This window comes from Parablautia sp. Marseille-Q6255 (genome assembly GCF_951230155.1).
GTDB lineage: Bacteria > Bacillota > Clostridia > Lachnospirales > Lachnospiraceae > Choladousia.
The window spans coordinates 20,138-40,358 of record NZ_CATNVD010000001.1; the positions used below are offsets into that span (position 1 = coordinate 20,138).

At 35.4% G+C, this 20,221-nt stretch carries 21 protein-coding genes; 13 read left to right on the plus strand and 8 right to left on the minus strand.

The annotated features are described in order from the left end of the window. On the plus strand, nucleotides 1-1,662 hold the full coding sequence (locus QOX44_RS00100) for a hypothetical protein (RefSeq protein WP_283680610.1): 1,662 nt from the start codon (nucleotides 1-3) through the stop codon (nucleotides 1,660-1,662). Nucleotides 1,663-2,364: 702 nt separating this feature from the next. Further along, nucleotides 2,365-2,817 carry a hypothetical protein gene (locus QOX44_RS00105; RefSeq protein ID WP_283680611.1) on the plus strand — a complete coding sequence of 151 codons (453 nt, stop codon included), beginning with the start codon at nucleotides 2,365-2,367 and terminating at the stop codon, nucleotides 2,815-2,817. Nucleotides 2,818-3,106: 289 nt separating this feature from the next. On the opposite strand, the gene QOX44_RS00110 is transcribed toward QOX44_RS00105, so the two are convergent. The 6 genes from QOX44_RS00110 to QOX44_RS00135 all read right to left on the minus strand — a co-directional run bounded on the left by QOX44_RS00110 (nucleotide 3,107) and on the right by QOX44_RS00135 (nucleotide 9,106). Continuing rightward, nucleotides 3,107-4,417 carry a glycosyltransferase gene (locus tag QOX44_RS00110; protein WP_283680612.1) on the minus strand — a complete coding sequence of 437 codons (1,311 nt, stop codon included), beginning with the start codon at nucleotides 4,415-4,417 and terminating at the stop codon, nucleotides 3,107-3,109. Nucleotides 4,418-4,443: 26 nt separating this feature from the next. After that, on the minus strand, nucleotides 4,444-5,847 hold the full coding sequence (cls, locus tag QOX44_RS00115) for a cardiolipin synthase (RefSeq protein WP_283680613.1): 1,404 nt from the start codon (nucleotides 5,845-5,847) through the stop codon (nucleotides 4,444-4,446). Between the two features lie 37 nt (nucleotides 5,848-5,884). Next, on the minus strand, nucleotides 5,885-6,451 hold the full coding sequence (locus QOX44_RS00120; RefSeq protein ID WP_283680614.1) for a CDP-alcohol phosphatidyltransferase family protein: 567 nt from the start codon (nucleotides 6,449-6,451) through the stop codon (nucleotides 5,885-5,887). A 4-nt stretch (nucleotides 6,452-6,455) separates the two neighbouring features. After that, the gene (locus QOX44_RS00125) at nucleotides 6,456-7,301 is read right to left on the minus strand and encodes a DegV family protein (protein WP_283680615.1); all 846 of its coding nucleotides are present in this window, start codon (nucleotides 7,299-7,301) and stop codon (nucleotides 6,456-6,458) included. Between the two features lie 93 nt (nucleotides 7,302-7,394). Then, nucleotides 7,395-8,438 carry a HAMP domain-containing sensor histidine kinase gene (locus tag QOX44_RS00130; RefSeq protein ID WP_283680616.1) on the minus strand — a complete coding sequence of 348 codons (1,044 nt, stop codon included), beginning with the start codon at nucleotides 8,436-8,438 and terminating at the stop codon, nucleotides 7,395-7,397. Then, a complete protein-coding gene (locus QOX44_RS00135) occupies nucleotides 8,435-9,106 on the minus strand; it encodes a response regulator transcription factor (protein ID WP_283680617.1) in 672 nt (223 codons plus the stop codon). The genes QOX44_RS00130 and QOX44_RS00135 overlap by 4 nt, the downstream gene beginning before the upstream one ends. A gap of 466 nt (nucleotides 9,107-9,572) precedes the next feature. Between QOX44_RS00135 and QOX44_RS00140 the strand changes: the two genes are divergently transcribed. From QOX44_RS00140 to QOX44_RS00160, 5 genes are all read left to right on the plus strand, one after another. Then, nucleotides 9,573-10,286 (plus strand): response regulator transcription factor, encoded by a 714-nt coding sequence (locus QOX44_RS00140; protein ID WP_283680618.1) that lies wholly within the window; start codon nucleotides 9,573-9,575, stop codon nucleotides 10,284-10,286. Beyond that, nucleotides 10,279-11,604, plus strand: a complete 1,326-nt coding sequence (locus QOX44_RS00145; RefSeq protein ID WP_283680619.1) for a sensor histidine kinase — start codon at nucleotides 10,279-10,281, stop codon at nucleotides 11,602-11,604. The genes QOX44_RS00140 and QOX44_RS00145 overlap by 8 nt, the downstream gene beginning before the upstream one ends. A 327-nt stretch (nucleotides 11,605-11,931) precedes the next feature. Then, complete coding sequence (locus QOX44_RS18005) at nucleotides 11,932-12,126, plus strand: DUF2500 family protein (RefSeq protein ID WP_331488287.1); 195 nt, start codon at nucleotides 11,932-11,934, stop codon at nucleotides 12,124-12,126. A gap of 209 nt (nucleotides 12,127-12,335) precedes the next feature. Next, nucleotides 12,336-12,716, plus strand: coding sequence for a mannose-1-phosphate guanylyltransferase (locus QOX44_RS00155; protein WP_283680620.1), 381 nt, complete (start codon nucleotides 12,336-12,338; stop codon nucleotides 12,714-12,716). A 279-nt stretch (nucleotides 12,717-12,995) separates the two neighbouring features. After that, entirely contained in the window at nucleotides 12,996-14,060 is a 1,065-nt protein-coding gene (locus QOX44_RS00160) for a hypothetical protein (protein WP_283680621.1), read from the plus strand. Nucleotides 14,061-14,471: 411 nt separating this feature from the next. Here the strand turns inward: QOX44_RS00160 and QOX44_RS00165 are convergent, their stop codons facing one another. Together QOX44_RS00165 and QOX44_RS00170 are read right to left on the minus strand one after the other, a co-directional pair. After that, nucleotides 14,472-15,602, minus strand: coding sequence for an MGDG synthase family glycosyltransferase (locus QOX44_RS00165; protein ID WP_283680622.1), 1,131 nt, complete (start codon nucleotides 15,600-15,602; stop codon nucleotides 14,472-14,474). Between the two features lie 39 nt (nucleotides 15,603-15,641). Beyond that, a complete protein-coding gene (locus tag QOX44_RS00170; RefSeq protein WP_283680623.1) occupies nucleotides 15,642-16,223 on the minus strand; it encodes a glycerol-3-phosphate acyltransferase in 582 nt (193 codons plus the stop codon). A gap of 759 nt (nucleotides 16,224-16,982) precedes the next feature. On the opposite strand from QOX44_RS00170, the gene QOX44_RS00175 reads away from it, so the two are divergent. The 6 genes from QOX44_RS00175 to QOX44_RS00200 all read left to right on the plus strand — a co-directional run bounded on the left by QOX44_RS00175 (nucleotide 16,983) and on the right by QOX44_RS00200 (nucleotide 20,057). Then, nucleotides 16,983-17,423, plus strand: coding sequence for an RNase A-like domain-containing protein (locus QOX44_RS00175; protein ID WP_283680625.1), 441 nt, complete (start codon nucleotides 16,983-16,985; stop codon nucleotides 17,421-17,423). A gap of 11 nt (nucleotides 17,424-17,434) precedes the next feature. Then, nucleotides 17,435-17,707 (plus strand): hypothetical protein, encoded by a 273-nt coding sequence (locus tag QOX44_RS00180; protein ID WP_283680627.1) that lies wholly within the window; start codon nucleotides 17,435-17,437, stop codon nucleotides 17,705-17,707. Further along, a complete protein-coding gene (locus tag QOX44_RS00185) occupies nucleotides 17,689-18,738 on the plus strand; it encodes an SAM-dependent methyltransferase (protein ID WP_283680628.1) in 1,050 nt (349 codons plus the stop codon). Before QOX44_RS00180 ends, QOX44_RS00185 begins: the two co-directional genes overlap by 19 nt. Before the next feature lie 12 nt (nucleotides 18,739-18,750). Further along, nucleotides 18,751-19,095: a helix-turn-helix domain-containing protein gene (locus QOX44_RS00190; RefSeq protein ID WP_283680629.1), complete on the plus strand. Its 345-nt coding sequence runs from the start codon at nucleotides 18,751-18,753 to the stop codon at nucleotides 19,093-19,095. Nucleotides 19,096-19,260: 165 nt separating this feature from the next. Continuing rightward, on the plus strand, nucleotides 19,261-19,425 hold the full coding sequence (locus tag QOX44_RS00195; RefSeq protein WP_283680630.1) for a hypothetical protein: 165 nt from the start codon (nucleotides 19,261-19,263) through the stop codon (nucleotides 19,423-19,425). Between the two features lie 173 nt (nucleotides 19,426-19,598). Continuing rightward, on the plus strand, nucleotides 19,599-20,057 hold the full coding sequence (locus QOX44_RS00200; RefSeq protein ID WP_283680631.1) for a phosphoadenosine phosphosulfate reductase domain-containing protein: 459 nt from the start codon (nucleotides 19,599-19,601) through the stop codon (nucleotides 20,055-20,057). Nucleotides 20,058-20,221: the final 164 nt, after the last annotated feature.

A 20,221-nucleotide genomic window follows, 5' to 3' on the forward strand; every position in this document is an offset into this window, starting at 1 on the left:
ATGAAAAGAAATATATTCCATAATATTTCAAAAAAGGCAGTAGCATTTTTAGCAGCTACTGTTATGGTAACTGCTGGAACAACGACTGCATGGGCAGAGTCTTCTTATCAGAATGCAGAACAAACGGTATTGGATTCTTTTGTAGCTTCCATAACAGAGAGGTGGAACGCACAAATGGAAGAAGTAGAGAATCATTCGCAGGCTACCAATCTTATTGTAAATTTTAAGTTGGAAGATACAACTAAGTATCTTTTGAATTTTTTAACCTCAATGGATTTTTCCTGGCTAAATAATATTGCACTTTCGGTGAATACGGCAGTGAACCAAAAAAGCGAAGAAATTGATATGAATTTGCAGTTAAATGGTAGTCAGATCTTACAATTTTTGGAGCAAGTGAACATTTCTAATGCGGAAATTTACATGAAGGTGCCGGAGCTTTTTGATGGAAGTATCAAAGTTCCGATGGAGGTCACCGGAAATGTGACTATGCCAGATGGAACCACACAAGAAATGTCTCCACAAGAAGCACAACAATTTTTAACGTCCATGTCTGACGTAACAACGTTTTTGCCAGATACAGCAACGACAGCGGAGCTCCTTAACAGGTATAAAGATATTGTACTTGCGGAAATAGAAGATGGAGCAGAAGCTAAAGAACAAGAACTAGTAATTGAAGGTGTGAGAGAAAACTGTACTCTTTATGAGGGACGCATATATGAGGAAAATTTTTATAATATAGCAGAGAAAGTTCTCAATACGGCAAGAGAAGATGAACAGCTGAAAGCTGTTATTGAAAAGTTTGGTGAACTTAGTCAAATACCTGATATTTATGTACAGTTCCAGGCTGCGATTGATGACGGGTTGGTATCTATTGCAAAGAATGCAGCGGAAGATGCGGGGTTGGATGTTTATTTTTTCTCACGGTTATGGTTAGATGCAAACGGTAACGTAACTGGAAGACAGTTTGGAATGTCAGACGATATTACAACAATAGAATTATTTTCTTGGTATAGTATACAAGAAGGCGATACGTCAGCACTAACTGTGGAGTTCTCTGATGGTGAGCAGAGATTTTTGCTGTCAGGAAATGGAATGATAACTGCTGATGGAAGTTTGGATGGAAATTACCGGGTGATATTTGATGATGCACCTGTATTGGATATTGCAGTATCCGATTATATAGAAAGTGATACAGATTTCATTGGTTCCTATACATTAAGTCTTGATCCAACCATGAGCGATCAGGAAACCTATACTGCTTTTGGTACATATCAATTGGTATTCGATATTAAAAGTAGTGCAGCAGACAAGGATGCAATTATAGAGATTAGCCTACTTCAGAATGAAATATCTCTTGCCAGTTTGACCTTAACTACTGTATATGGTGAAAATGCAGAGATTCCTGAATTGGGAGAGTTGGAGCCAATATATAATCTGAATGTGGAAACGGATGGAATAACTTTTATAGAAAACTTGGATTGGAGTCCATTTCTAAAAAAATTGATGGATGCAGGTATGCCAGAAGAACTGGTGCAGGCTGTAGATACTATGATTGTAAGTTCTTTGTATGGAGAAGAACAATATGAAGATACGGAAAATGAAGATACAGAAGAAACTTATGCGGAAAGTGTAACTGTAAATACCTCTGATACTGTAAAATAATATAGTCAATAAAAGGAAAGAACTAAGAAAGAGTACATTGCATCAGCTGGTATATTCCTTCTTAGTTTTTCCTATTTGGGAATGGGTTATGATTATTTAGTAAACGACTACATAAATGGGAAATAGAGCAAAAGGCAAATGGATCCTTGATATTTGAATAACAATTATCACTAAAAAGATTAGAACATTAGATTACTTACAATTCCGGCAATGCTGAGAATTTAAATTGTGGAGGTTGCATAATGAATATTATTTATACGGTTCTAGCCGCCATAGTAGGTATGGCTTTAGTAATTACTGTTGATATAGGAATAACGAAAATATTTAATAACAAAAGCTTTTTGCAAAAAAATTATATAAAAATGCCGTTGTCTTATTTTATCAGATTTTTTGTTTTCCTTTTAATTATACGATTATTTTTTTCGTAAAGATAACATTCAAACAATATTTTGAGAAGAAATTCATATGTAAATTAAAGTGCAGGGAAGCAAAAATGATTACTTGTCTTATCTTTTTGGCATTCATCTTGTTGGTTAATCTACCATCTATCGTACAAAAAAAGCCTTGCTTATAAGTCAGTAAATGGAGATTATCAAACAGAAAACGGTCCATTAAAAATAATTGAATGGTTTAAGCTCTATCCACTTAAAAAGTTATTATTGATTTTTATGGCTCTTTTGTGCATATATTTCCCTAAGAGGATTGGAAGCATTTTGGAATGAAAAATATCAGATGTTAATTGGAATAGAACTATTTTTTATTGGGTTTACTTTACTAAGTGCATATAAAATATGGAATTATGTCAAAACACCTTATCATTGTGCAATTGTTTTAAAAAAGTTCTATTCCAAAGCAGATTTGGAGTATGAAGTTAGAGGTGAAAAATTTGAATACGTTCAATTTGAAAATTCCATATTGCAAAAAGCAGTTTGCATGCTTGACAGTAAAAATTGGTTAATTATAAATGGGATACTTTATGCCAAAAAGTATATGACAAATTTTAAATATATGTTTATGGGGAATACAAATACCATATGGATTACATATTATGGCGGTAAAGGATTGATTCTTCCTTTCTCAGACGGTGATTTATCAGGAGATAGAGGGAAAGAAGTAAAACAAGTGCTACAGCGTGCCATGGAGAAGTTTCAATAAAAAAATAGGACTAGGAAGAAATTTTTTAACCATAGGATTTACGAAACACAAGTAATATAATTTTTAGTTTGGTTATATATGAAAACCATTTATTAAAGAATATTTATGGTAGATAACAATCAGCTCCCCTTTGGTGAATTGATTTTGACAACTTAATTTCTACCATTTGGAGCTGATTGCTGCTATAAATTCAGAATGAAGAGGTTTGCCATGACTTACAAAAAGCTGGATATGTGGGGCTTTGCTTGTGGCTATTATTTACGAAAGAGGAGAAGGTAAACTATTCTTATTAAAATAATCTTTCGATATTTTTCTGCACTTTTTGATTTAACTGGATGTATTGGTCTGCTTCCTCTCTGGAAAAACCTTCTAGTACTGTTTGCCGATAGGCAGAAGAGATAGTTGAAAAATCCAATAAAATTGAGTCCGCGGTTTCCTGAAAAACAACGACAAATTTTCTGGTGGAATGTTTTGTTTCTACTTTAATCAGTCCTCTGTGCGTCAAACGTTGCAGGAGAGAGGATAGGGTAGAAGGAGAAATCCCAGTAAAATCAGCCAACTCTTTTCGGGTAGTGCCATGGTGAGAATCAAATAAGCAGAAAAGTAACCAAATTTCCTGAGTGGTTAAATTATTTTTCTGGGCAATAGGTTCTAGGTAATAGTCCAGAAGTTTTTTACTACGATAGCAGTCTTTTAACGGACCTTGTCCTATAAGGGTCTCTTTTGATACAAAGTTTCGTTCTTCCCCCAACTTTTTAGTACCGGACAAAATGGAGGGAAGAACCGTTCCATCATTGGCAGCATCAATGAGAAAGCGGTAGACTCGAAGCTGATTCTTTTCATAATCTTTTTCTGTCAATATATGCTTATAAAAATTGTTATAATACTCAAAAACCATCAGTTTCATTTTGATCGTCTGAGTAATGCTCATACCTTGATTAACCAAAGATCCCTTTGTATTGACATAATAATAGAGCGGTATTGGCAAAGCATAGAGTGTCTTAGTATGGCGAAGGTATTCCAAATTAAACATAAAATCTTCACACCAGCTGATAGTTGGATCCATTTTAAGCTGGTACGTTTCGATAAGTTCCTTTCGATATAATTTATTCCAAAGCACTCCATAGTAAAAGTCTGCAGGATTTTCCAACATGTAAGCGGCAAATTCTTCCGTAGTCAGTAATCCTTCTTCATCAATATTTCCTTTTTGAGAAACTCGTTTTCCAGAAACACGATAAAAATCGCAAATGACCATGTCGCACTTATTAGCCAAAATGGCACTACTTAGTAAGCGCATGGCATTGGGCGTAATCCAGTCGTCACTATCCAAAAATTGTATATAGGTTCCCTTTGCCAGCTTAAGAGCTAAATTTCTGGAAGCAGATACCCCAGAGTTTTCTTGATGAATGACCCGAACTCTGGAATCCTTTTTTTCATAGCTGTCACAAATAGAGCCAGAATTATCAGTGCTCCCATCATCTATTATCAAAACTTCAAAATCAGTATATTCTTGTTTTAAAACACTGTCTAGGCAACGTACAATGGTCATTTCTGCATTATATACAGGAATGATTATGGTAATCATGGGATTTGCAATCATAGATACTCCTTTATTTTGTATACTTTCTATAAAATTGGCGCAAGCAAAAGGAACACACTTTCCATTAACTTTTCTTTTTGCCCCCGGTTTTGAAATTGTTCCAAGGTATAACTGGTACAGTCATTGATATCTTTCTGAAAGAGATGAATATACTGTTTGACAAGTTCATTTGTATAAAAAACGCCACAGATTTCGTCATCAACCAGGAGACTGCGCATATCCATATTAACAGAACCTATACAGCAGAGCTCTTCGTCAATTACCATTGTTTTTGCATGGATATATCCGTGATATTTATAAACGGACGCTCCATATTGCATAAGTTGGCCACAATAAAATGTAGTGACAGGATCCAAAAAGAAACTTGCTTTGATTCCTGGAATCATCAGCTCAATTTTAACACCAGCTGCCGCTGCTGTTTTTAAAGCATCTAAAATGGAGGCATCTGGAATAAAGTAAGGAGTTTGTATACGGATGGAAGAGCGAGCGCTGCGAATCATGCTGAGATAGCACATTTTTACAGATTCTTTTGTAGTGTCCGCGCCACCAATAATAAACTGACAGAAATTTTTTGTTATTTTTTCACGGTTTCCAAGCATCGGAATAATGTGAGCAACTGTATCGGCACAATGTTTCTGGCGGATGGAACAGAGCCAGTCTGTCAGAAAATATTCATCTAGGATGTGGGTACAGGTACCGGTTAGACGGATCTGAGTATCGCGCCAGGGATTTTTGACTTTTGCAAGATTAGCATATTGTTTTCCGATATTCATACCGCCAATGTAAGAAATATAATGATCAATAGTTACAATTTTACGATGGCTGCGGTAATGTGTTAGATAGGGTTTGACGCGGATTACTTTTCCACCGACCTCTTTTAACGGACGAAACATACTAGCGGGACTGGAAAGATTAGCAATAAAATCAAATAATACTAATACTTCCACACCTTCCGCTGCTTTTTGGGTTAAAGCATTCACAAAGGCTGTTCCAACTTCATCATGATGGATTGTGTAAAATTCTACGAAAATACATGTTTTCGCCTGCGCAATATCTTTAAAAAGTTGTTCGTAATGGCTGCGTCCGTTGGTATAGAAAGAGGCCGTTTCATATGAAGTAAGCTCACTGTGATTGTAAACATTATTAAAACAAATTACCTGTGCATCCTCCGCAGAAAGACATTCCTCGGGAATAATGGGAATTGTATTAGTTTCTAATGGAGAGGCACAGAATTTTAAACGTCTTTTTCGTAAAAATGAAGTCAAACGAATACCGACTGTATTCCCGAAAATCAGATAGAGAAAAACTCCAGCATAAGGGATACATACCATGACAAGCACCCACAAAAGGGCTTCTGTGGGGCGTTTTCGTTCTAAAAAAATAACTGCTAAGATCAAAAAGATATAAATTGCAAGAAAAATAAGTTTCATAACCATCCCCCCATAAGACCATGTAGATAAAAAAGAGTTATTCTTTTTGTTTCATTTTTCGAAAAACAGGAATATACAAACAAAGTGTAATTCCCATTACTACCATCATTATTACAATCAGTCCATTCGTAAAAATAGGAGGCAAATGAAAGCCTAAAAATAAAATCAGCATTCCAATAAACAAAATGGTTGTACAAATTTTTCCAAACCACATGGCGCCATCTAACATTTCACCTTTTTTCAGAAAGTAAAGTCCCATGAAAGCCATATATCCCTCTTTTACAGCCATTAAAATGATAAGTGCCCACATTAATGGATAACGATAAGCCAAACAGAAAGCTAAGGCGGCGTGTGTCAACTTGTCGGCAACGGGATCTAATACTTTCCCAAGTTCTGTAATCATATGGAAATGACGAGCAACAAAACCATCCAGAAGATCAGTCAGACTGGAAAACAATACGATAGCAGCAACAATCCAAATGTCTTTTCTTGTTTCAGCAGTAACATAGAGATAGCAAAAAACAGGAATCAACAGAATTCGTAAATAACTCATTAAATTAGGAATTGAAAAAATTTCTTTGTGAGTTAATTTCTTGTGGTTCATAAAATTAATCCTCTTTTTTTGCGGTTTGTTTTTTTACATAGATGTAACCAAATGCATTCGGCCCCCAATGACAGGCAATGGAGGGGCAGAGATTATCATGTACACAGATTTGTTTTTGTAAAGAAGGACTGGTTTGACGAATCAATTCCTGAAGGTTTTGATCATTATCAGTGTAGGAAGCAATGATACCATAATCAGGATCGCATCCCGTTTCATTTAGCATATCCAGAATAGCGCGCATTCCCGCACGAATTCCGCGTTTCTTTTTTAATACAGTAACCTTTCCATTTGTAAAACCAATGATTGGATGGATAGAGAGTAAGGTACCAGCCATCCAGCCGGCGCGAGAAAGGCGTCCACCAGCAAAGAGATAATCAAGTGTTTCTGGAATGGCGGCAATTACAATGCGAGGAATCAATTCTTCCAGTTTCTGACGGATTACAGAAAGTGGTTCATCTCGATAACGGATTGCCTCCATGACAAGAAAGCGAATACCACCAACAGCAAGACGAGTGTCAAAAACAAGCACATCTGGATTTTCTTCAAATAGATTCGTAAAAGTTTGCCAAGTCCCAGAAATTTCGGATGAAATAGTTAATATTAATACCTGGTCACCTTGACTGGTATATCTTTCTACGAGAGCCTGTGTATCAGAAAGAGACGGCAGAGCTGTTTTTGGAAATTCTTTTTTTTCTTTTAACCGATGATAGAATTCTTCATTATTCAGATTGATTCCATCCAGAAAATCATCATTTCCCATTTGAATGCGAATGGGAAGAATATCAATACCGTAATTTTCTTTTTCTTCTTGTTTAATACTGCTTCCTGAATCGACAACTATTCGTAACATAAATATCCTCCATTTATACATCATTTTGTCGAACTTTAGTATAAACAGGGAATTACAACCAAACATCAACTGAATATCAACAATAGTTGATAATTATGGATGTTGTTCAGGAAACGTAACGGTAAAGCGGCAGCCACAGACTGGAAGATTTTTTGCTTCAATTGTGCCATTACACAGAGAAAGTATTTTTTTTACAAGTGCAAGTCCTAGTCCATTACCTTCCTGTTTGTGTGACGTATCTCCTTGATAAAACTTATCAAACAGATGTGCTTTAATAGATTCTTCAAAACCAGGGCCACAATCTTCAATATAAAAGAGAATAGTGGACTCTTTCTGGCGTAGACGAATACGAATCAGCCCTTCAGGAGGGCTAAATTTAATCGCATTGCTTAGAAGATTACTCCAAACATGTAATAACAGATTTTGGCTTCCATAATAAAGCATTTCATCCAGTTCGACATCAAATTCAATTTCTTTTTGAGTCCATAAGGGTTCTAGCAATACAATCGCCTGACGTATTTGTTCATCCAAGCGAAATTCACTTTGGTGACTTTGGATTGCTTGATTATCAACTTTAGAGAGTAGAAGGATATTGCCAACTAAAGTAGAAAGACGTTGAGTGTTAAACAGAATTTTATCAATATATTTTGCACATTCTTCAGAAGAAATAATGGATTCCCCCTGCAAAAGTGTGGCATAGCCTTCAATAGCATTGACAGGTGTTTTGATCTCATGAGAGACATTGGATACGAAATCCATTTGTAATGTTTCAGTAGTAGAAAGTTCTTCAGCCATACGATTGAAGCTATGATAAATGGAACGAATTTCATCAATTTGACTGTTTGTATCAAGACGAATATTAAAATCACCATCTGCAACTTTTTTCATGGCATTTTCTAGCTTTGTGATCGGATCAAAAATACGACGACTGAGATAACTGATCAGGGCACCGCTGATAACAGTACTTAAAAGGAGTACCCATACCATAAAGGAGATATTTAAAGTGATATGAAACAAACGGTTGCTTAAGAGTGTAACGGTTCCAGAAAGGATTGTGACAACAAAAAAATTTGCTATAATTAAAAGAATAAACTGAAGTCGCATATTCAAATGCGGAAAACGCTGTCCTTTTTTCACAACCTCACCACCTTATAACCGACACCGCGCATTGTAATGATTTTAAAATCCTTACTGTCACGAAATTTTTCACGCAAACGGCCAATATGAACATCTACGGTATGCGCATCGGTTTCTGCATCATATCCCCATATTTCATCCATCAGTTGCTGACGAGTAAAAATTTTCCCCGGATAGGTAGCCATTTTATAAAGAAGCATAAACTCTTTCTGAGGAAGAACGAAGTGTTGACCATTTACTGTTACAGTTAAGGAATCACATTCCATTTGTGTATTTCCCATGGTTAGGCATCGTTCGTTTATCATTTGTGCTCTTCTTAAAAGGGCTCCAACGCGAAGCACCATTTCTTTAACATTAACCGGTTTTACCATATAATCATCAATTCCAGAGAGAAAACCAAGGCGCATATCATCAAAAGCATCTTTTGCGGTAATCATAAGAAGTGGAATTTGATTGCCACTATCACGCAGTGTTTGTACAAGCTCAAAACCATCCATAACCGGCATCATAATATCAGAAATAATCAGATTATAATAACTATTGTCTATAGCATCTAAGGCTTCCTGACCATTAGAAACGCCTGTTACGGAATAGCCTTCTTTTGTAAGAACATGATAAAATAGCTGACGAAGTTCAAGATCATCTTCTACAATTAATATTTTAAACATAAATTTTCCTTTCTGTTTTCAAATGTATCTTTTCATATAATTATAATATAGATATATAAGAGTTACCAGCAAATTTAATAAAAAGTCTGCTAGTATACATTTATTGTATAAATAAATTATATCAAAATAAATGCAACTAAAGGTCAACTAAATGTCAATGATTGTTGATTTTTGTTTAAAATTATTTCTATAATGATAGTGCTTGGACATTGAACCCTCTGGAGATATAGAGAAAATTTATCATAAAAATCTTATCATTTCTAAAAATAATATATTAAAGAAATACAAAATGATACGGTAGCAATTCTTCATTAAAACATCTTGCTATTGTACTATTTTTTACATATAATTTTGTTTACCAATGGATTTTTACAAAAGATATGTAAAAAAATTGAGATTACAGATGAGGGATGATTTGTGTCTGACATTATTGCAGTGATTTTAATGTCAACATTGGAGGATAACGATGAAAAGTATAATAAAAGAAAAGACTAAAATTATGGTAGTAGATGATGATCCGGAAATTCGGGAAGTGATTTCCATTTTATTGTCCAATGAGGATTTTGATGTTATTGAAGTGGAATCCGGAGAGAACGCACTGAAAATGTTGACTACAAATATAGATTTGATTATTTTAGATGTTATGATGTCTGGGATGTCTGGTTATCAGACAAGCAAAATGATTCGAGAGCGATCAAATGTACCGATACTATTTTTAACAGCAAGGACCCAAAACTCAGACCTTATTTTGGGATATTCTTCAGGAGGAGATGATTATTTAGCAAAACCATTTTCTTATCCCGAATTAATTGCACGAGTGAAAGGGTTGTTACGGAGATATACTGTTTACCAGGGGAAACAACTTTCAGAGCGAAAAACAGAATATCTTGTATGGAATGATTTACGTGTAGATTGTTGTTGCAATATGGCATGGAGGTGTGAGGAAGAATTAGAACTAACATCAACAGAATATCGTATACTTCGATTATTATTGTCTCATCCAGGGCAGATTTTTTCTGCTCAAAATATCTATGAAAGTGTTTGGGAAGAACCATTTTTCTCTACTGATAGTAATACGGTTATGGTTTTTATCCGTAAATTAAGAGAAAAAATCGAAGATGATCCCAAACACCCGGTTCATCTTGTAACCGTATGGGGAAAGGGGTATCGAATTGAGTGAAAAATTCAAATTAGTTTCTCAAAAATTGGGAGTAAAATTATTAGCGGTTGCTGCCTTCGCCTTTATTTTGGCTTGGTTAGGACATTATTTGGTGTCAGATGTAGCTGCGGAATGGTTTTTCTATAATCCCAAATTTGATACTTATTGGGAGACAAAAAGTTATGTCGCTGTACAGGATTTTCAGAAGTATGTTACAGAGCGTAATCTTTCTATGCAGGAGGCATTGACTGATACTGTATGGAATAAACAAAATGCTAATATTATTTTATTTACAGAACCGGCATATTCGTATGAAGAAAAAAAAGCATCCTCTGCTTTCGAGGATGAAGATACATATGAGGTAATATATTGTTCGGATGGTTTTATTTATGCAACATCCTATTTACCAGGGGATTTTTATTTTTTTGGATGGAATATGATAGGTTTATGCGTAGGTGTTTTTCTATTTCTTGGGATTGTTATGCCATTTAATGCCTACACAATACATCGCATCAATAAACTTTATCAACAAGTATTGCTTTCTTCTCAATCTGGCAGGAATAACTGTATTGAAATTAGCGGCAAAGATGAAATTGCAAAACTGGGAAATGAAATTGAAACTATGAGAATATCGTTGTTATCTTTATTGGAAAATGAGGAAAAAATGAGAAGTGAAAGTGAACAGATGGTTGCATCATTGTCTCACGATCTTCGTACTCCTTTAACTAAACTTACCGGATACTTGGAAATATTAATTCATAAAAAGAATTTAACAGAATTTGAACATGAACGCTATTTAACCAAAGCTGTAGAGAAAGCTCAGCAAATGAAATTATTAACGGATGAATTATTTCAAAATTTTGTAGCAGGAACGGAAAACAAATCGGATTACCTTAAAGAATTGATTGATGGTGGAGAATTTTTGAATCAGGTACTATATGAAGAATGTAGTGAGTTGGAAACGGATGGCTTTTTAGTAAATCATCTTCCTGTTTTTTGTTCAGGATATTTTTGTTGTTTACATATCGGAGACATTCGTAGAGCGTTTGACAATATTTTTTCTAATTTGCAGAAATATGCGGATCCCAAAATCCCAATTAAAATTACAGAAGCTAAACAACATGATAAAATAGGGGTTATAATTGAAAATTCTAAAAGAAAGCATCCATTAAATTTCGCAAGTCATAAAATTGGATTAATGACAGTTGCAACATTAGTGGAACAGAATGGCGGAACAGTAAATATAAAACAAGATTCTACCACTTTTTCTATTGAAATTTTTCTTCCTATTATGCCAGCCTCTGAGTGTGACAAACTTCCGCAATCCTATTTGCTTTAAGTAAGGGAATCTAACGTAAATAATATTGTTATATGCAAGCGAATGACCGATATTTTTATCAATCATTCGCTTTTTAACTAAAAAAATAAGAATTGTTAAGAAATTGATATAGTAAAAAATAAGAATTAAAGTTTACTGTGTTTTTAACTTTTTAATATACATGAAGTTCTGCTTAGAATATAGAACAGATTTGTTGCCAGACTTTATTGGGTAATTTATGTGTACGGTGTTGTATGGCAAATAGAATAATTTTTCAAAGGAAAAACAGATGAACTCAAAATAGTAGGAGGAGAAAATAATGCTCGATATATTTCTCATTTTTTTGTAATAGTCCTGTCGATGGTTGTATTTGTTTTTACAAAGGGAATTGCTACCTGGAATAAAAATAATCATTCTCCTCGCATAACGGTAAAAGCAAAAGTTGTTGCAAAACGTCAGGATACTACACATCATAATTATCCAAATGGGGGAGAGGCAACCGGGGCATATGGATATTATACAGTATTTGATACCTTATATTAGATTACTTTTTAGGTAGAAAGTGGTATCAGGATAGAAATGGCTGTATCAGGCTCAGAGTATGGCACGTTAGCAGAGAACGATATTGGAAAACTGGCATTTTAGGGAACAAGATACTTATCGTTTGAGAGAAATTTAGAATTATAAAATCAAAGGTATTTTGAAGGCTATAAAATTACTGACAAATTAAATCTTGACTTTGGAGGAACAAAATGATTAAGAAACTAATGTACATTGAATTAAAAACAGGATATTCTGATGACGGCCCGGCATGGATCGGATATGTGAAAACTTCAAAAACTAAAAAGACTATTTACTTTAATGATCATGCTTTTCAGAAGAGTAATGGTGAATATTCAAACTATATAGATATTGAAAGCGGAGATGAATACTGGATTTCCGGCTTAAAAAAACAAGAGAGTAATCGTCATTGGGCTGGACATGGCAAAATAATGATCGACCGTAGAGCTGTTAATGAATATCTTATATTGATTGAAGAAAAAGAACTTCCATTAAATTTATTTAAAGTAGTTGACATAGAAGACAAATTCCCAATTGACAGGATAAATGGATTGTTGAACAGTAAAAAGTAAATAAAATTTTGACTAAAGGATGCTTATGAAGAGTAAGCTTTTGTTAATTAGGATTGGCTTGTTGTTTTTATCTGTTTTATATGTAATAGACAATTCTTTTATTCTATACCGATCATCGTTTATGTTTTCTTTGCAACTATTGGATTTACTTTGGCTATTACGGGCTTTTATAAAAAATAATAATTTTGGAATAATTTGATTTCATTTTTAGTATTAAGCAATTTTTTTGTTCGATTACAATATTTTTAACCAATATTCATTTGATATGGGGAGGATTCTATGACAAAAAAAAGAAAAGTAGCGATCATTATTGGAACGATTATAATTATTTTATTGCTGTGTATGTTTGGAATTGTTATAAAAAATAAATACTATGCTACGCGATATTCACAGCTCAACGAGACAGATCAAAAAATGTTAGCCGAATATAATCAGTTATATGAAAAGATAAAAACAGAAAAATTGTGGACGGACTTTGATTTAGCAGACAAACCTATTTTGACCGTGTCCAGAGACTCTTTCGCTACTTATTTGATAAATCCCAAAAAGTTTTCTGGAAATTTGTTTTCGCAAAAAATAGCAATGCCGGAAGAATTTAAATTGCAATCAGTTTATCGTATTGTGCCTATTGTACCCCAGATTTTAAAAATACGTTTTGATGTAGGAAGTAGTTTTAATACGATAGGTGAGCAATATTCTGTGTTTGGAAATAATGTATATTATGTCAAATATGATAATAAAAAATCTTTTGAAATGCAAAATACTAGTTCGCATTTTGCACCTTTTTTAGCACACGAATCTTTTCACTATTATATGCAGAACAAATGGAAAATGGTGAAAAGTCCAGAAAATACATTGAATGATAAGGATATGGCATTACTAAAAAAAGAATATCAAATATTGGATAATATAAATACAGAATTACAATCGCAAAAAAGTCATGAAAAGTTGATCACTTTTGCAAAACAATACGTAGATATAGTTTCAAAACGTATAGAAAGTAATAAAACTTATGTATTATCAGAACTATCATACGAAACAGCAGAAGGAACAGCGCAATATCTTACCATTAAAGCATCTAAAATAGTTGGATATAATTATGGTATTATGTATTTTGATAATGTGACTAACGTTCCGATGTCAGATGTTTTTAGGCAAATCGAAGCTGGGAATTTCAGTGTTAATTATTTATATGATAAAATGCCATATCAGACAGGCGCTTTATTGTGCCTCCTATTTGATGAATTAGAAATTCCTAAATGGAAAGATACATTAAATAGTCAGACATTAGAGCACCCGGTGAATTTATATGATGTCTTAAAAGAATATGTATCAAATTTATAGTGAATATTCCGGATAATGTTACATCAGCTGTCCGGTGATATGGAAATCACTTTATAGATTCGCCTTTGTACATACAAAATCATAATTTCTGTTGAGACATTGGTAAAGACTGCTACGCACCGCAGATGCGGCAAGGTCTTGACCAATATCCCAACAGAAATGAATAAGTCATCAAGCACAAAATAGGCGATTTCCGAGTACCGGAACTCTGATTTCCAAATTTCCGGAAGTGCGATTTCAACGCACAAGAATATTCATTATAGTGGCTTAGAAAAAAAGATAGGACATCGTTTGAAATAACGAGTGTAATCGTAAAGAAATTAAAAGTCCAATCAAGCAATCATTCCTAGTGGTGATAGACTTCTTGATTGGACTTTTTTAATGGGTTGATGTAATGAGAATGAATAATAATTAAGAAGTATGTTCTTTTATGGCGTTGTATTGTAAACAAACAAATTGGTATAATTGTTTGACAGCATCCTCATGAATCTGTTTTGCTTGACAATTTTTCATCTTTTTTTGAACCTCTAAATCATTGATAAGACGAATTCCTTTATTAACTTGTCCCTTTAAGGTAAGTGCAGACAAACTCATACCGGTGTGTATAAAGAAACGCCGATTGATTGTTTCGCAACCAGGAATGGGAGTTGTATGAATTATTGGAACACCAATGACAGCCGCTTCTGTAGAGGTTAATCCTCCTGGTTTTGTAAATACGACATCACAGGCACTTAAATAAAGCGGCATTTGTTTTGTGAAACCTAACACCATTACGCGAGAGCATTTTTTGAACTTCTTTTTTAATTTTCGCTCTGCTTTTCGATTATTTCCACAAATAGCAAGGATTTGCTCTGTATTTGTACTGGAAATCAATTTTTGAATCAGTTCCGTAAAATCTCCAGCGCCCATACTGCCACCAGCTACCAGGAAATATTTCTGATCTAATTTTAAACCTAATTTTTTACGAGCTTCTTTTTTGCTAATTTTTAATCGACAGCTTTTTACTACGGGAATTCCGAATGTCTGAATTTTTTCATTTGGTATTCCTTTTTTTATACAAGATTTCCGTAAAGCTTCATGAGCAAGAACATAATAATCACAGTCTGTTTCTTCCCAGAATGGAATGCAGGTATAGTCGGTCATTACAGCAATAGTTATAGGTAACTCCATCCCTTTTCGTTTCATGTAAGTAATCGTTTCAGCAGGATAAAGGTGTGGCATGATTAGAACATCTGCTGGATGTTCTTTTAAGTAATTGCTGAGATATTTTGCCATACGCCCATTAATATAATAAACTGGTGATTTCCGAGTAATCCGACTGATTATCATTCCTAATTTATAGATCAACCCAAATAAAAGAGGCGTTTTTTTCACAATCTGTACATAACCGTCACCAACTAATTTTGATATTCCTTTGCCTGCGAGACAGAGATAATCAAACACATAAGCCTCATCGCCATGATCACGAAATTCTTCTGCGATTGCTCTTGCAGCAGAATTGTGGCCACCACCTGTATTACAGGATAATATCAGTGCTCTCATCAGAACCTCCATTTGTTACGCTTTTTATAACTTTTTTTATTAATTTTGCTCAATAGCACTTAAATAATGTTTGTGAATGACAATAGTGGAAATTAAAAGGCAGCCATATAGAATCGTTTTATATTTTACAATAAATGCAGAACTAACTCCGAATGCAAAAAAAGCATAGATGCTTTTTCTTGTGTTGGATTTTTCAGGTATTGCCATAAGAAAGAGTAAATACCAAATAATGAGCAAAACCAGTGGTTGCCAAATTGGAAGCAATCCTAGTAAAACACCAAAAGAAACAGCAATTCCTTTGCCACCATTTCCTTTATTAAAAATAGAGTGTGCGTGTCCAAATACAGGTGCTGCCATTACAAATGGAAACAACCAGGAGTTTCTCCCTATGCGAGATGCACACAACAGAATTGGAAAAGCTCCTTTTAAAAGTTCCAGTAATAAAACAAGAATTCCACAACCCATGCCACCGTATGTAAAGGCATTAAAGGTGCCGGGATTTCCATCATCTGATGCTTCAACTACATCCACATTTTTTAGAAGAAAAGGTATGATTTGACCAAAAAGGATACTTCCGAAACAAAAACCAACAACAATATAAAACAAATATCCATATCCCATAAAATAACCTACTTCTTTGAATAAAATATTTGATTTTCAATTATCTTTTCCAAGTATATCTTAAAATATTGTGTCAGTCAATCGTTAGAACGCAGCTTACCATTGATGATCATTGAGAAGGGATGGATTGTATTTTCCCTTTTGCTTCCGCTAAATTACTCTGATTAATGAAATGTTTCCTAGGATGGATTGATAGCATATGATCCAGATATTTTATGAGATGATATAAAATGTTTTATGTTTTTTGCAACGCAGAGAAAAATGCACTGGTAATCCAATGTCTTCAAATATTAAAAGAAAATAAGAAAATGAATTGTTGTATATCTTATCGGTTCAATATTTCTATAATATGACATCACGGAAAACTATATGTATTGATTTAAAGCATTGACACATACTAGATATTGTGCTAAATTGAGGGTGGATGATAATTTTGTGCATAAGTTTTATGCAGTGGATTTTGTTCCGGTGCGTTTGCCGGAAGCATAATTTCAGGGAAACCTTAAAAATACAGTAAGACATCAAAAATCAGAATGGATTTTTGGTGTCTTTTTTTATTTCTGTATCGTACAGGTTTGGGGCGCACTTATGCAAATAAGAAAAAGGAGGGCAGAATACATCCGAATAAAAAATAAAATATTGCGGATAGCAAAAAAGTACAGAGAAGGGAAGAAAAATCCCTTCTTTTCTTTATGAAACAGATTTTGGTATCCGCAAGAACGGGATATCAGTATCTGTTTTCATCAGAAAGGAGTATACATGGTGGATTTATTTGCAGATATCCCAGAAGAAATTGTTGAAAATACGCTTCGTTCCATCCGGGCGAATCTGGACAAGGTGGATTTGTATGGAGGACATACATTAAGAAAGCATTCAGATATTCAGGTGCAGGCATTGTGGTGCCGCTTAACCAGAGAGGATATTGATTATGCCACATCTTTTTGGGATATGGAGGTTGCGGTTACTGTAGCACAGGAGATGATGCGTCAATGTTTTGATGATGAAATTTCATTTTGGTTAAGGAACTGTTGGAGCGATAGCCTTTCCTTGGTAAAACACTTTCAAAAAACCATTGGGTATGGTTTCAAAAAGGGAGAGGATATGCTGCAGGAAAACCTGAAAAAAGCCCGTCTTGTCTTGATAAAAGATAAGAGTGCAGACTGGGGATTTCGGATTCTTACTAGTTATCCATTATTTTAGCGGAGGTAAAAATGAAACTACAGGTTTTGATGGCAGTAAATGAAGGTATCAGTCCGGGAAAGCGAATTGATTTTGAACTGGATAAGAAAAGCAGGCTCTATATCGCTTCCTGTGAAGGAAGGGCTTTTGGAGTTGCAAAAAGGCTATTGGCCGGAAAACAGCGTTCCTTCAGAAAACTTGGGAATTCTTTCAGCGGAGTGGCAGTATGTGTGAAACCGGATAAACGGGATATGGAAGTAAAAGTATTACGTGAAAGGAGAAAGCCATGGAACCCACGCTGTTAAAACGTGCAGAAGAATTATTGAAGCAGGAGTTTGGCTTCAGATGGAAAGAAATTGTACAAACGCTTGGAACGATGGAACTGACTTCCTGTGCCGGTAAAGATCTGACATCTTTTATGGCATTTCCAGAAAGGGCACAGGGCGGAAACCATATGTGGCGTGGAAATTGTGCGCCGCAGGTTGTGCAGAAAATACTTTCCTTTGTTTTGGAATGTCTTCCGAGGAGAAAAAAAGAGGATTTTTTATTTTTGGATCCGATGTGCGGTTCTGGAACCAGTAAGGATGTAGCTGATAAAATGGGGCTTTCCTGTATCCAGTATGATCTGAATCCGAATTTGCGACAGGGAAAGGGTGGATGGAATGCGTTAAAAGACGAAGTGGAAGATCGAGCGGATCTGGTATTCTTACATCCTCCTTATCATTCCATTATACGGTATTCAGGAGAAATGTGGGGAAGTGCACATCCGGATGATTTAAGCCGCTGTGAATCTTATTGGGAATTTATTGAAAAATTGAATTTTGTCGTAAGGAAAATGTTCCTGAGTCTGCGAAACGGAGGATTTCTTGCAGTGCTTGTAGGAGACATCCGCCAAAATGGAATTTTCCATTCGATTGCGGATGATATTATGACCATTGGTCAAATGAAATCCTGGATTGTAAAAGGACAATTCCACTGCAAATCTGCCAGAAAGCAATATACAGGAAGGTATCCGTTTATTCCTATTACGACGGAACATTTATTGTTGTTCCAAAAAGAAAACAGTATTCAGATACCGTTTTCTTATCGGAAACATGGAACATTTTGTGTCTTAGAGCAGGACTCAAACGCAATGACCTGGTATGTGTTAATCTGTACGGTAATGGAAGAACAAGGAGGGAACGCAACATTTCAAGAATTGTATGAAGCACTTGCAGACCATCCGAAAGCAAGAGGAAAGCGCCATTATCGGGAGCGGATCAGAGGCTGCATTTATGAACACAGATCATCCTTTCAAAAAGACAGTCACGGCAGGTATTATCTGATCTATCGGTAGGGTGGTGGTGAAATGAGAGACGAAGAATACGCAGGGTACTGTTGTCTGATCATTGCGATTTTATGTGACCTGAATGCGGATGAGGCAAGAAAAATGTATCAGTATGGTCCAGACCATCCCTTATGTCAGAAAATCATGAAAAAGAAAATACATAGGGAAGGGTTTGACAAGCTGGATCAGAATGAAAAAGGAAAAGTTATGGCACAGCTTCTAAACCAGGGATATAGTGTAGATGCGGTGGCAGATGCTTTTTTATGCTTTCCTTCCACAGTCCGGCGAAGGGCAAGAGAATACAGAGAAAAAGGAGAGGAGGATGCAGATGCACCTTCACAAATTTGCAGAAGAGGCTTTTTTTGATGAAATTGGTGAGTATCAGACCAGACCCGCCACGAAGGAATACCGCAGTTTTTTCAAAACCTACATCCATCCCAGTTTTTAAATTCCATCGTCCGGATTCCGGTTTATGAAGTGAAATATTCGTATTTTACGAAACGGGAAAACTATCGGGTGGTATATAAATATATGTTTCTGAAACAGGAATATGAGGAAGTAGGGTTTGAAATTGAGATGGCATTTCGTGACTGGATAGAAAACATGAACAAAGAAAAACCATACCGGGCAATTTTCAACGCAGAGATTCTGGAAATTCGCCCAGTGGCATATGCAGCTCTTAGAATTGGATTATAAACATGCTTTCTTTCTTCCCAACCTGGGTAAATACCCAGGTTGCTGCTTAGAAATCCTGCGATTGCGCGTAAGGATTTTGATAAAAGGAGTCGGTCAGGCAGCGTAAAAAGACACACCGCAAAGCATGGCTTTTCCGTCCAACAGCAAAATCAACTGCAAAGGACGGGGAAGAAATGGAGCAAATGTGTTTATTCCGGTTAGAAGAGAAAATAGCACATGCAGTCAGTTATTTAAAAATGTTTGAGGCAGCTGCACTTGCAATGAGTTCGGAAGGCTATTACTTAGCATTCAGCGGCGGAAAAGACAGTCAGGTGATTTATCAGCTGGCAGTTATGGCAGGGGCAAAGTTTACGGCTCATTATCATATTACGACGGTGGATCCGCCGGAGCTTTTCTATTTTATCCGCAAAGAATACCCGGATGTATATATGGACAAGCCGGAGACAACTATGTGGGATCTGATTGTGAAAAAGGGGTTTCCCCCTACAAGGATGGTACGATATTGCTGTTCTGATTTAAAAGAACGGGGCGGCGCAGGGAAATTTGTACTCACCGGTGTCCGCTGGGAAGAAAGCCGGAAACGGAAAAACCGTAAGCTGGTAGAAATAGATGGCATGGAGACCTTTTTTTAAACAGTGACAATGATGAAAAGCGCAGGCTGATCGAAAACTGCCAGATAAAAGGAAAGCGGTTTCTAAATCCGATCATTGACTGGACAGATGAGGAAGTATGGGTATTTATCCACCGATATGTTCACCGCTATTGCGAGCTGTATGATCTGGGATTTTCAAGAATC

Bases quoted from the DNA above. Each gene is read 5' to 3' on its own strand.
- QOX44_RS00100 (WP_283680610.1), top strand. From the start codon at position 1: ATGAAAAGAAATATATTCCATAATATTTCAAAAAAGGCAGTAGCATTT.
- QOX44_RS00110 (WP_283680612.1), bottom strand. From the start codon at position 4,417: ATGATTGCAAATCCCATGATTACCATAATCATTCCTGTATATAATGCA.
- cls (WP_283680613.1), bottom strand. From the start codon at position 5,847: ATGAAACTTATTTTTCTTGCAATTTATATCTTTTTGATCTTAGCAGTT.
- QOX44_RS00120 (WP_283680614.1), bottom strand. From the start codon at position 6,451: ATGAACCACAAGAAATTAACTCACAAAGAAATTTTTTCAATTCCTAAT.
- QOX44_RS00125 (WP_283680615.1), bottom strand. From the start codon at position 7,301: ATGTTACGAATAGTTGTCGATTCAGGAAGCAGTATTAAACAAGAAGAA.
- QOX44_RS00135 (WP_283680617.1), bottom strand. From the start codon at position 9,106: ATGTTTAAAATATTAATTGTAGAAGATGATCTTGAACTTCGTCAGCTA.
- QOX44_RS00140 (WP_283680618.1), top strand. From the start codon at position 9,573: ATGAAAAGTATAATAAAAGAAAAGACTAAAATTATGGTAGTAGATGAT.
- QOX44_RS00155 (WP_283680620.1), top strand. From the start codon at position 12,336: ATGATTAAGAAACTAATGTACATTGAATTAAAAACAGGATATTCTGAT.
- QOX44_RS00160 (WP_283680621.1), top strand. From the start codon at position 12,996: ATGACAAAAAAAAGAAAAGTAGCGATCATTATTGGAACGATTATAATT.
- QOX44_RS00165 (WP_283680622.1), bottom strand. From the start codon at position 15,602: ATGAGAGCACTGATATTATCCTGTAATACAGGTGGTGGCCACAATTCT.
- QOX44_RS00170 (WP_283680623.1), bottom strand. From the start codon at position 16,223: ATGGGATATGGATATTTGTTTTATATTGTTGTTGGTTTTTGTTTCGGA.
- QOX44_RS00175 (WP_283680625.1), top strand. From the start codon at position 16,983: ATGGTGGATTTATTTGCAGATATCCCAGAAGAAATTGTTGAAAATACG.
- QOX44_RS00180 (WP_283680627.1), top strand. From the start codon at position 17,435: ATGAAACTACAGGTTTTGATGGCAGTAAATGAAGGTATCAGTCCGGGA.
- QOX44_RS00185 (WP_283680628.1), top strand. From the start codon at position 17,689: ATGGAACCCACGCTGTTAAAACGTGCAGAAGAATTATTGAAGCAGGAG.
- QOX44_RS00190 (WP_283680629.1), top strand. From the start codon at position 18,751: ATGAGAGACGAAGAATACGCAGGGTACTGTTGTCTGATCATTGCGATT.
- QOX44_RS00195 (WP_283680630.1), top strand. From the start codon at position 19,261: ATGTTTCTGAAACAGGAATATGAGGAAGTAGGGTTTGAAATTGAGATG.
- QOX44_RS00200 (WP_283680631.1), top strand. From the start codon at position 19,599: ATGGAGCAAATGTGTTTATTCCGGTTAGAAGAGAAAATAGCACATGCA.